Below are 11,311 nucleotides of genomic sequence, written 5' to 3' on the forward strand. Positions count from 1 at the left end.
GGGCTCCGCCGGCGGAGGCGTGGGCGGGAGAGGCAGCGGGAGCCCCGGGAGGCCGTCGATGCTGGACGCCACGTGCTCCTTCTTCTGGAAGTAGGCGTCGAGTGACTCGTCGGTCTCGCGCTCGAACCGGGCGCCGTGCAGGGGGCGTTCGCCCTCGTAGCTGAGGCGCGGTACCGCGAAGCCGCAGGTGTCGCGGATCAGTTCCGCCGTCACGACGACCACCGCGCGGGCGCCGTGCCGGTCCGGGTCGACATCGGGGAACCGGGCCACCAGCTCCGGGTATCTCGGATCGTCGCGGAAGACCGGTTCTCCGTGCCCGTGCACCCGCACGATGTTGGGCGGGCCCTCGAAGGCGCACCACATGAGGGTGATCCGGCCGTTCTCCCGCAGATGGGCGACCGTCTCGGCGTTGCTCCCGGCGAAGTCCAGGTAGGCGACGGTCCGTTCGTCCAGCACGGCGAGTGAGCCGCTGACCCCCTTGGGCGAGAGGTTCACCGTGCCGCCCGGGTCCAGTGGCGCGGTCGCGGTGAAGAAGACGGGCTGTGACTCGATGAAGGTCCGGAGCCGGCCGTCGATACGTTGGTGAGTCTTCCCCATGGGCACAGTCTGCCGCTCCCGGACGCCGTCGGACAGGCTCCTTTCGGGCAGATTGACAAAACATGCAGCGCGCCGCATATTTATACCTGCCGTGATGTGTGGCTCTGGCGTCCCGCGGCGAAGGCCGATCGGGCCGCCCGCCCGGCGGACTCGTCGATGACCGAGGTCTCGGCATGTCGGGTGCGACGGCCGCCCTCGGCGATCGGGCACAGTGGTGCACCGGCCGCCCAGCGCGGCCCGCACCACCACAGCGTCTTCACCCGTGGTCTCCCCGGCGAGCCGGGGACACCACGGAGTTCACTTCCCCGGCCGGGCCCGACCCGGCCGAGAACCCGAGGAGTTCACCGCGATGACCAACGGAGCAGGCCCGGACGCGCCGCAGGCACCCGACGACGGGATGCGGCTGTGGGGCGGGCGATTCGCCGACGGGCCGTCGCAGGCCCTGGAGCGGCTGAGCGCCTCCGTGCACTTCGACTGGCGGCTCGCTCCCTACGACATCGCCGGCTCCCGCGCCCACGCCGCCGCGCTGCACCGCGCGGGCCTCCTCGGCGACGACGAACTGTCCGGCATGCTGGCCGCTCTCGACCAGCTCGCGGCGGACGTCGCGGACGGCTCCTTCACCGGCACCGTCGCCGACGAGGACGTGCACACCGCCCTCGAACGCGGCCTGCTGGAACGCGCCGGTGCCGACCTCGGCGGCAAGCTCCGCGCCGGCCGGTCCCGCAACGACCAGGTCGCCACGCTCTTCCGTATGTACCTCCGCGACCACGCGCGGATCATCGGCGGACTCCTCGCCGACCTCAGCGAGGCGCTGACCGCCGTGGCCGAGGCCCACCCCGACGCCGCGATGCCCGGTCGCACCCACCTCCAGCACGCCCAGCCGGTGCTCCTCGCCCACCACCTGCTCGCCCATGTGCACGCCCTGGGGCGGGACGCGGAGCGGCTGCGGCAGTGGGACGAGCGCACCGCCGTCTCGCCCTACGGTTCCGGAGCGCTGGCCGGCTCCACCCTGGGGCTGGACCCGCGGGCCGTCGCGGCCGACCTCGGCTTCGAGCACGGCTCGTCCGCCAACTCCATCGACGGGACCGCTTCCCGCGACTTCGTCGCGGAGTTCGCCTTCATCACCGCGATGACCGGCGTGAACCTCTCGCGGATCGCGGAGGAGATCATCCTGTGGAACACCAAGGAGTTCTCCTTCGTCACCCTCCACGACGCCTTCTCGACCGGCTCGTCGATCATGCCGCAGAAGAAGAACCCGGACATCGCGGAGCTGGCGCGCGGCAAGTCCGGACGGCTGATCGGAAACCTCACCGGCCTGCTCGCCACGCTCAAGGCACTGCCGCTCGCCTACAACCGTGACCTCCAGGAGGACAAGGAGCCGGTCTTCGACTCCTGCGACCAACTGGAGGTGCTGCTCCCCGCGTTCACCGGGATGATCGCGACCCTCACGGTGCACACCGAGCGCATGGCCGAACTGGCGCCCGCCGGCTTCTCCCTGGCCACCGACATCGCTGAATGGCTCGTCCGGCAGGGTGTCCCGTTCCGGGTCGCCCACGAGGTCGCCGGCAGCTGTGTCCAGGTCTGCGAGCGCGAGGGGATCGAGCTGGACCAGCTCACCGACGAGCAGTTCGCGGCCATCTCGCCCCACCTGACGCCCGCCGTTCGCGAGGTGCTCACCGTCGCCGGTTCGCTGGCCTCCCGCAGCGGACGCGGTGGCACCGCGCCCACCGCGGTCGCCGAGCAGCTCACCGAGGTCAAGGCCGACCTGGCGCGGCAGCGGTCCTGGGCGGACGCCGCGCGCACGACCGCCGGCTGACGACAAGCCGCTCACCGTCGCCGAACGCCACCGAACGCCGCCGGGCGGGCCCCTGGAACGAGGGGCCTGCCCGGCGGCGTGTTCCATCCGTCATCGGAGCGGCGATCGGCGGGGGGCCGGAGACCGACGGCGGGTGTGCCGCCGAGCCGCGGCAGCCCCGCCGCTCAGGCCGCCTTCGCCTTGGTGGCGTACATGTCGACGTACTCCTGACCGGAGAGCCGCATCACCTCGGTCATCACCTCGTCGGTGACGGCCCGCAGCACATAGCGGTCCCGGTCCATCCCCTCGTAGCGGCCGAACTCCAGCGGGGTGCCGAACCGTACGGTGATCCGCCGGTCCCGGCCGACCCGGGGCAGGCCCTTGCCTCCCGGCTGGACCCGGTCGGTGCCGATCATGGCGAACGGAACCACCGGTGCGCCCGTCATCAGGGTCAGCCGGGCGATGCCGGTCCGGCCCCGGTAGAGGCGCCCGTCGGGGGAGCGGGTCCCCTCGGGGTAGATGCCGAAGACGCCGCCCTCCTCCAGCACCCGGCGTCCGGTCATCAGCGCCGCCACACCGCCACGTCCACCGTCGCGGTCCACCGGGATCATCCCGACGCCGGTGAAGAACCACGCCATCAGGCGGCCCTTGAGCGTCCGGCCCGTCACATAGGAGTCCTTGCCGATGAAGAACACCTGGCGGCCCGTGACCAGCGGCAGAATCATCGAGTCGATGAAGGTCAGGTGATTGCCCGCCAGAATGACCGGACCCGTGCCCGGGATGTTCCCGGCACCCTCGACCCGCGGGCGGAACAACAGCCGCAGGATTGGTCCGAGGACCGCCTTGATCAGCTGGAAACGGGACAACGGGTCCTCCGGTCGTGACGTCCGGCGCGGGGTCGCGCGATTCGGGAGAGTATCCCGCGGTCCCCCGATCATTCCTCTTCCGGCCACCCTGTGGACGGCCGGAGTCGGCAATGTCACAGAGGAGTTCCCCCCGGCCGCGTTTCGCCGGGTACCGGTGGCGGACACAATGCTGGCGGCGCAGGTCATCACCGCGCCGTCAGGGCACCGGACGGCCGGCACGCGCACCCTCGTACGACGACGCGACCGGCCCACCTCGCGAGGAGGCATGCGCGCATGGGTACCAGCGTCATGATCGGCACCGCAGCCGAGAAGGACACCGAACAGGTCCTCAAACTCCAGTACCTCTGCTACCAGTCGGAGGCCGAGCTGTACGGCGACTACACGATCGAACCGCTCACCCAGTCCCTGGACGCGCTCCGCGCGGAGCTGGCAGCCGGCCGGGTGCTGGTGGCCCGGCTCGGCGACGAGATCGTCGGCTCCGTACGCGGCCGGGTGGAGGCGGACGGCTCCGCCGCCATCGGCAAGCTGATGGTCCATCCGCGGCTGCGCCGCCACGGCCTCGGCGGCCGGCTGCTCACCGCGATGGAGGAACTGCTGGCCGAGGAGTCCGCCACCGAGCGGTTCCGGCTGAGCACCGGGCACCGCAGCGAGGGCAACCTGCGGCTCTACCGCCGCCTGGGATACGCCGCCGTCGAGACCGAGGAGGTCACGCGGCGGCTGAGCCTGGTCACCCTGGAGAAGCGGCGCCCCGCGGCCACCGTCCCGGTGGCCGAACTCGCGGCAGCCGGCTGACCGGACGCGGCGCGTCGCGCGCACGGGTGGGCCCGGACGGCGTCCTGCCGTCGTCCGGGCCCACCCGTGTCTCCGGTCAGCCGCGCGGTGTCCGCTCCGGGTCCGCCCCGCCGTCGTCATCGCCCGTGTCCCCGCCGTCGTCGACGCCCTCGTTCCCGGCGTCGTCAACGCCGGGCCGCCGCAGCCAGATCAGACCGGTGACCGGGAGGATCAGCGGAAGGAACAGGTAGCCCATGCCGTAGGTGGACCACACGGTGCTGTCGGGGAACGCCGCGCCGTCCAGCACGGTCCACGTGCCCACGACCAGCACGCCGGCCAGTTCCACCGCGCAGGCGACCAGCCCGAACCGCCGCGCGAGCTCGCCGCCGCGCACCAGCGCCACGGTGATGAAGGCGTAGACGAGGGCGGCGCCCGCGGAGAGCAGATAGGCCAGCGGCGCCTCGTCGAACCGGGTGGAGAGCTGGTACAGCGAACGGGAGGCCGCTCCCACGGTGAAGATCGCGTACAGCGTGACCAGCAGCCGTCCGGGGCCGCTACTCAGCCCGTGCCGCGTCCCCGTGGGCGTGCTGCCGGGGGAGGAGCCGTGATCACCGCGGTCCTCCGTCGCCGGTCCGGACCCGTCCGCCACGCCTGGCTCCTCCGCCCCTCGTTCCGCTCCTCGTCCCGCGGCGCGCGCCGGTGTGTTCTCAGCCAACGCCGCCACCCCACACGTCGTGCAGGCGCAACTGCAGGATGGCGAGAAGGAAGGCGCCGGCCGCGACGGTCGCCGAGCCCCACCGGGACCGCTCCCCGAGTGCGACCAGTCCCACCAGGGGCACACACGCCGTGACGGAGACCAGATAGGAGACGAAGACGGCGGTGGAGTCGCCGTCCGGGCGGTCTCCGCCCGCCAGCATCACGACGCCGACGACGAGCTGCACCACGGTGAGCAGGGTCACCACCGCGATGCCCGCGTAGTGCCAGTCCTTCACCGGCTGGTCGCGGAGTGCCGCGACGGCGCACCACAGGCCCAGCAGCGCGGCGGCCACCGCGACCGCGATGGTCAGGGGGGTCAGCATGCGGCCGACTCTACTGCGCGCCGGGGTGCCGCGAGGGCCCGGCCCCGGGCCTCCGAGCCCCGTCCCCACCGGCCGGATGTCCGGCATGTGGACGGTTGGGGGCGCGTATCCCAAACGCGCGCCCCTGGGTGCTTAACTGTTCCGCATGACCGGACCGAGCAGCCATTTCCAGGCAACCGAGGCAGCAGTACTGCCCGGCGCTCGCTGTCTGTGTCGAATGTGTCAGCGCTGAGGGCCCCACCCGAGCAGCCTCGCGCCCCGAAGCGAGAACCGCGCCGCGCGCCGATGCCGCGCCGCCGGGCCGCTCATCCGCAGGACCCCCTTCCCGGACGTCTCCGGACCGCCTCCGGCACACCGCCGCGAGGTCCCCACCGGCGCGCACCCCCGCGCCGGGACCCGACAGTGACGGAAACCCTGTGATCACCACCACGGACCTCACCAAGGTCTACCGAACGCGCGACCGTGAGGTCACCGCGGTCGACGGCGTGGACCTCCATGTCCGCCCGGGCGAGGTATTCGGCGTCATCGGACGGAGCGGCGCCGGCAAGTCCTCGCTGATCCGCTGCGTCAACCTGCTGGAGCGCCCCACCTCCGGCACGGTGACCGTCGACGGCACCGACCTCACCGCCCTGGCCGGCGACGGCCCCCGGGCGGGACGCGCGCTGCGAGCCGCCCGCACCCGGATCGGCATGGTCTTCCAGCACTTCAACCTGCTCTCCTCGCGCACCGTGCAGGGCAACGTCGAACTCCCGCTGGAGATCCTCGGCCTCACCCGCCGCGCCCGCGCCGCCAAGGCCCGGGAACTGCTCGACCTCGTCGGCCTCTCCGAGAAGGCGTCCGTCCACCCCGCCCAGCTCTCCGGCGGCCAGAAGCAGCGCGTGGGCATCGCCCGCGCGCTGGCGGGGGACCCCAAGGTGCTCCTCTCCGACGAGGCCACCTCCGCGCTGGACCCCGAGACCACCCGCTCGGTGCTGCGGCTGCTGCGCGACCTCAACCGGCAGCTCGGACTGACCGTCCTGCTCATCACCCACGAGATGGACGTCGTCAAGACCATCTGCGACTCCGCCGCCCTGATGCGCGAGGGACGGCTGGTGGAGTCTGGGAAGGTCAGCGACCTGCTCGCCACCCCGGGCTCCGAGCTCGCCGCCGAACTGTTCCCGCTGGAGGGCGCGGCCACCGGCCCCGGAACCACCGTCGTCGACATCACCTTCCACGGCGACAGCGCGGCCCGGCCCGTCGTCTCCGCGCTGGCGCGCACCTACGACATCGACGTCTCCATCCTCAGCGCCGCCATGGACACCGCCGGTGGCCGGCAGGTGGGCCGGATGCGGATCGAGCTGCCCGGTGGCTTCGAGGAGAACGTCGTCCCGATCGGCTACCTGCGCGAGCAGGGTCTGACTGTCGACGTACGCGACGGGGAACCGGCCGGCCCGCCCGGCCCGGCCGCCGCCGCGGGCGAGTCCGCCCCCGCCGACCTGGTGAAGGAGTGACCCGGTGAGCTGGGAACAGATGCAGCCCCTGCTGTGGCAGGGCACGATCGACACCCTGTACATGGTCTGGTGGTCCAGCGTGGTCGCCGTCCTCGGCGGGCTGCCCGTCGGGGTGCTGCTGGTGCTGACCGACCGCGGCGGGCTGCTCAGCAACGTGCCCGTCAACCGGGTGCTGGGCGTCATCGTGAACATCGGCCGCTCGCTGCCGTTCATCATCCTGCTGGTGGCGCTCATCCCCTTCACCCGCATGGTGGTCGGCACCGCCATCGGCCCGACCGCGGCGATCGTGCCGCTGGCCGTCGGCGCCATCCCGTTCTTCGCCCGGCTGGTGGAGACCGCCGTGCGGGAGGTCGACCACGGGCTGGTGGAGGCCGCGCTCGCGATGGGCGGCGGCGTCCGCACCGTCGTCCGCAAGGTGCTGCTGCCCCAGGCGCTCCCGTCGCTGGTGGCCGGCCTCACCACCACCGTGATCGCCCTCATCGGCTACTCGGCGATGGCCGGCGCGGTCGGCGGCGGCGGCCTGGGCACCATCGCCCTCAACTACGGCTACCGGCGCTCCGAGACCGACTTCATGCTGATCATCATCGCCGCGCTGATCCTCATCGTCACCCTCGTCCAGCTCGCCGGCGACGGCACCGTGCGGCTGCTCGCACGCCGCGAACGCGCCGGCACCTGAACCACAGCACCCCACCCCGCGGAACCCCTCCGCGCCAGACCACCCGGCACCCGACCGGTACCGGGCACACCGCACCACCCCGTTTGCACAGAGAGGCACTTTTCGTGCGTACCACCACCACCCGTACCGCCATCGCCCTGGCCACCGCACTCACCCTCGCGCTGACCGCCTGCGGCACCGACAGCGACCCCGACACCGGTGACGACGCCGGCAGCGGGGAGGCCCAGAACCTGAGCCTGCGCGTCGCCGCGAGCCCCGTGCCGCACGCCGACATCCTCAACTTCGTCCAGGAGAACCTCGCCGAGGACGCCGGCCTGGAGCTGACGGTCGAGGAGTTCGACGACTACGTGCTCCCCAACACCGCCCTCCAGGACGGTGAGGTCGACGCCAACTTCTTCCAGCACCAGCCCTACCTCGACGACTTCAACGAGAAGCAGGGCACCACCATCGTCGGCCTCACCGACGTCCACCTGGAGCCCCTCGGCCTCTACTCCGGCTCCCTCGACTCCATCGACGACCTCGGAGAGGGCGACACCATCGCCATCCCGGACGACGCCACCAACGCCGGCCGCGCGCTCCAGCTGCTCGCCGGCCACGGCCTCATCACCCTCGCAGACGGCGTCGGCGCCGAGGCCACGCTGGGCGACATCACCGACGACGGCGGCATCACCTTCAACGAGCTGGAGGCCGCCACCCTGCCCCGCGTCCTCGACGACGTCGACGCCGCGGTGATCAACGGCAACTACGCCCTGGAGGCCGACCTCAGCCCCGCCGAGGACTCCCTGGCGCTGGAGGAGGCCGAGGGCAACCCGTACGCCAACTTCCTCGCCGTCAAGGAGGGCAACGAGGGCGACGAGGCAGTGGCCGTGCTCAGCGACCTGCTGACCTCCGACGAGGTGCGCCAGTTCATCGAGGAGACCTACGAGGGCTCCGTCCTCCCCGCGTTCTGACACCGCTCCGGGCGCCCACCGCGTCCGGACCCCTCGCGGCGCTCCCGGGCCCCGGCCACCAGGCCGGGGCCCGGGTCGGTCGCGCGCCGTGCGCATGCTGCATGCTGTCCCTACTACCCAGGCCATGGAGCGGCGCATGACATCCACCTTCCCCGACGTCACCATCACCTCCGACCGGCTCGTGCTGCGCCCCTACGACGAGGCCGACCAGCGCGAGCTGACGGACATGATGGACGACGAGCTGACCGCCGCCTGGACCAGCGTGCCCGCCCCCTACTCCATGGCCGACGCACGCGAGTGGATCGTCCGGTTCGCGCCCGCCGAGCGCAACGAGGGGCGCGGCATCGTCTTCGCCGTCACCGAGCACCTGACCCAGCGGCTGGTGGGATCCGTCCATCTGATGAAGACCAGCTGGCGGTTCAGATCGGCCGAGATCGGCTACGTGGTGGCACCGTGGGCACGAGGCGAGGGATACGCCGTCGAAGCGGTGCTCGCCGTCACCGACTGGCTCTTCCACGACCAGAAGTTCGAACGGCTGGAACTTCGCACCGCGGCCGGGAACACCGCCTCCCAGCAGGTCGCGTTGAAGGTCGGCTGTCTCAGCGAGGGCGTGCTGCGCAACGCCAGCACCGTCCGCACCCGTACCGAGGACGGCGGTTGGGCGGAGATCCGCACCGACGTCATCGTCTGGGGACTGCTCCCCGAGGACCTGGAGGACGCCCCGGGCGACTGACGCCGGGGTACCCTCGTCCCGTCCCGCACCTCCCGCGCAGCACACCACCCCGGAGTCCGCTGGCCATGGCCGACCGCGTCACCGTGATCGGATGGGACGGCTCGCCGCTCGAACCGGCGGCCCGGTCCGCTCTGCGCGCCGCCACCCTGGTGGCCGCCGCTCCGCGCCATCTCGGCCAGCCCGAAGTCCCCGCCGGTGCCGAACGGGTGCAGCTCGGCAGCGTTCCCGTCGCGGCGGGACGCATCGCAGGCCACCGGGGGAGCGCCGTCGTCATCGCCGACGGCGACCCGGGATTCTTCGGTCTCGTCCGCGCGCTGCGCGATCCCGCCCACGGGCTGGAGGTCGAGGTCATCCCCGCCGTCTCCTCGGTCGCCGCCGCCTTCGCCCGCGCGGGGATGCCCTGGGACGACGCCCGGGTCGTGGTCGCCGGACACGGCACGCTGCGCCGTGCGGTGAACGTCTGCCGCGCCCACCCCAAGGTCGCCGTGCTCACCGCCCCCGGAGCCGGGCCGGCGGAGATCGCGCTGATGCTGCGCGGCGTGCACCGCACCTTCGTCGTGTGCGAGGCGCTGGGCACCGACCGCGAACGCGTCAGCATGGTCACCCCGGCCACCGCCGTGGAGCACCGCTGGCAGGACCCCAACGTCGTGATCGTGCTCGGCGCGGCGCAGTCCGGAGCCGGCGACGGCTGGCTGGCCGGCGGCACCCCGGCAGGCCCGCGGGGCTGGGGACTGGAGGCGGCCGACTACGGGCTGCCCGGTGGCGCCGGGGGCGAGGGCTCCGCGCCCGGCATGCGCGCGGCCCAACTCGCCGCGCTGGGACCGCGTCCGGGCGACCTGGTGTGGGACGTGGGCAGCGGTGGCGGGCTGACCGCCGTGGAGGCGGCGCGGTTCGGGGCCGCCGTCATCGCCGTCGACCGCGACGCCGAGGCGTGCGCGCGGGTCTCCGCCGCCGCCCGCGCCGCCGGGGTCCAGCTGCAGGTGGTGCACGGAGGGGCTCCCCAGGTACTCGGCGACCTGCCCGAACCCGATGTCATCCGGGTCGGCGGCGGCGGCCCCCGCACCCTGCGTGCCTGCGCCGACCGCCGGGCCCGACACATCGTCACCCACGCGCTCACCCGCGACGAGGCGGAGGCGTCCGGCGGTGAACTCGCCGCCGCCGGCTACCGGGTGCGGTGCACGCTCCTGCAGAGCATGGAGCTCGACACGGGAACCTGGTCGGAACGGGGCAGAAACGTAGCGTTTCTGCTGTCCGGCAGTCGGACCTGAACCGCACGGCGACAAACCCGGACCATAGGGTTCGGGACGGGCGGCGATGGGCGGGGGTGTTCGCGTGGCCCGGTAGGCTGCTGCGTCGTTGTGCCGCGCGTCGGCGGGCAGGGTTCGTCCCCAGATGTCCGGCCGGCCGGGGCGGGGGTTCGTGCCGATCGTGGCGCGCGCTCGTTGTTCCCTCCCGAAGGCACACGCGCGCGGGGGCCGGAAGGAGCACTACCGAATGGGCGAGGGATACGCATGACCGACACCGGCCGATTCCCGGAACGGGGACAGCTGGACCAGGCGGGTGCCCACCCGGGCCACCCCGTCCCGCCGGAAGCCCCCGCACCGGACGCCTTCCCGTACCCGGACGCGGTCGGGACCGCCGACCCGGAGGACCGCGAGGAAGAGGAACTGCTCATGCCGGGTGCCGCCGGCGCCTGGAACGAGCCGGTCTCCACACCGCCGCGCGGCGTCCCGGCCTCCGCCCTGCGCCACCACTCTCCCTACCAGCAGCCGGCCGCCGACCCGACGGCGCCCGGAGCGCCGTCGGCGGACGCCACGCCCTCCCGGGGCGTACCCGCCGCGCCCGCGCCCGCGCCCGCGCCGGCGCCGCAGCGCCCGGCCCACCTCGGCCCGGCCGTGCCCGAGCAGTCCGGCGCGGTCAGGCCGCTGGCCGACCGTCACACGCAGCCCGCTCCGCCCGCTCCGCAGCCGGCCGAACCGCTCGCCGAAGCGCTGGCTGAACCGCTCGCCGCGCCGCGACCGGCCGAGGCCACCGTCGCGCCACCTGTCGAGTCAGCCCTCGCCGAGGGCGCCACGCAGACGCGGCCCGAGCAGCAGCAGTCAGCGGAAGGGGTACCGGACCAGGCGCCGACGCGGGCGCCCGAGCCCGTGGCCGTCCCGGAGTACGCGTATGCCACCGTGGGCGCCGGTGCCCCCGTCCCGGCGGGTGTCGGCGCCGCCGCGCCGGCCCACGGGGTGCTCCCAGCCCAGCCCGGCGCCTGGCAGCCGATCGCCCCCGCGCACGGCGAGTCCGGCGCCCCGGAGAGCGTCGCGGGCTACCCCGCCGCGCCCGCCGTCGGCGCGCCCCTCCCCGGC

At 73.3% G+C, this 11,311-nt stretch carries 11 protein-coding genes and 1 pseudogene; 8 read left to right on the plus strand and 4 right to left on the minus strand.

The features are described 5' to 3' along the window. A partial coding sequence (locus E0D90_RS18195) for a pyridoxamine 5'-phosphate oxidase family protein (RefSeq protein ID WP_130799273.1) occupies positions 1 to 597 on the minus strand: 597 nt, incomplete at its 3' end. Positions 598 to 946: 349 nt separating this feature from the next. On the opposite strand from E0D90_RS18195, the gene argH reads away from it, so the two are divergent. Then, on the plus strand, positions 947 to 2,413 hold the full coding sequence (argH, locus tag E0D90_RS18200) for an argininosuccinate lyase (protein ID WP_130799274.1): 1,467 nt from the start codon (positions 947 to 949) through the stop codon (positions 2,411 to 2,413). Positions 2,414 to 2,577: 164 nt separating this feature from the next. Here the strand turns inward: argH and E0D90_RS18205 are convergent, their stop codons facing one another. Next, positions 2,578 to 3,258: a lysophospholipid acyltransferase family protein gene (locus tag E0D90_RS18205; protein ID WP_103503567.1), complete on the minus strand. Its 681-nt coding sequence runs from the start codon at positions 3,256 to 3,258 to the stop codon at positions 2,578 to 2,580. A gap of 273 nt (positions 3,259 to 3,531) precedes the next feature. Between E0D90_RS18205 and E0D90_RS18210 the strand changes: the two genes are divergently transcribed. Beyond that, a complete protein-coding gene (locus E0D90_RS18210) occupies positions 3,532 to 4,050 on the plus strand; it encodes a GNAT family N-acetyltransferase (RefSeq protein WP_130799275.1) in 519 nt (172 codons plus the stop codon). Between the two features lie 76 nt (positions 4,051 to 4,126). Here E0D90_RS18210 and E0D90_RS18215 read toward each other — a convergent pair whose 3' ends face one another. Beyond that, positions 4,127 to 4,591 (minus strand): hypothetical protein, encoded by a 465-nt coding sequence (locus tag E0D90_RS18215; RefSeq protein WP_227870306.1) that lies wholly within the window; start codon positions 4,589 to 4,591, stop codon positions 4,127 to 4,129. A 145-nt stretch (positions 4,592 to 4,736) separates the two neighbouring features. Then, complete coding sequence (locus tag E0D90_RS18220; RefSeq protein WP_130799276.1) at positions 4,737 to 5,108, minus strand: hypothetical protein; 372 nt, start codon at positions 5,106 to 5,108, stop codon at positions 4,737 to 4,739. Between the two features lie 416 nt (positions 5,109 to 5,524). Here E0D90_RS18220 and E0D90_RS18225 point away from each other — a divergent pair, with 416 nt between their 5' ends. The 6 genes and pseudogenes from E0D90_RS18225 to E0D90_RS18250 all read left to right on the plus strand — a co-directional run. After that, positions 5,525 to 6,598 (plus strand): methionine ABC transporter ATP-binding protein, encoded by a 1,074-nt coding sequence (locus E0D90_RS18225; RefSeq protein WP_130799277.1) that lies wholly within the window; start codon positions 5,525 to 5,527, stop codon positions 6,596 to 6,598. Between the two features lie 4 nt (positions 6,599 to 6,602). Beyond that, entirely contained in the window at positions 6,603 to 7,274 is a 672-nt protein-coding gene (locus E0D90_RS18230; protein ID WP_103503563.1) for a methionine ABC transporter permease, read from the plus strand. Between the two features lie 104 nt (positions 7,275 to 7,378). Then, positions 7,379 to 8,224 (plus strand): MetQ/NlpA family ABC transporter substrate-binding protein, encoded by an 846-nt coding sequence (locus E0D90_RS18235; protein WP_103529349.1) that lies wholly within the window; start codon positions 7,379 to 7,381, stop codon positions 8,222 to 8,224. 136 nt (positions 8,225 to 8,360) lie between these two features. Continuing rightward, positions 8,361 to 8,957 (plus strand): GNAT family N-acetyltransferase, encoded by a 597-nt coding sequence (locus tag E0D90_RS18240; RefSeq protein ID WP_103503561.1) that lies wholly within the window; start codon positions 8,361 to 8,363, stop codon positions 8,955 to 8,957. Positions 8,958 to 9,022: 65 nt separating this feature from the next. Beyond that, positions 9,023 to 10,225 (plus strand): precorrin-6y C5,15-methyltransferase (decarboxylating) subunit CbiE, encoded by a 1,203-nt coding sequence (gene cbiE, locus E0D90_RS18245; protein ID WP_103503560.1) that lies wholly within the window; start codon positions 9,023 to 9,025, stop codon positions 10,223 to 10,225. 243 nt (positions 10,226 to 10,468) lie between these two features. Next, positions 10,469 to 11,311: pseudogene (locus tag E0D90_RS18250) on the plus strand (hypothetical protein); the annotation flags it as partial.

Origin of the sequence: Streptomyces otsuchiensis (assembly GCF_004305975.1) — a bacterium.
GTDB lineage: Bacteria > Actinomycetota > Actinomycetes > Streptomycetales > Streptomycetaceae > Streptomyces > Streptomyces otsuchiensis.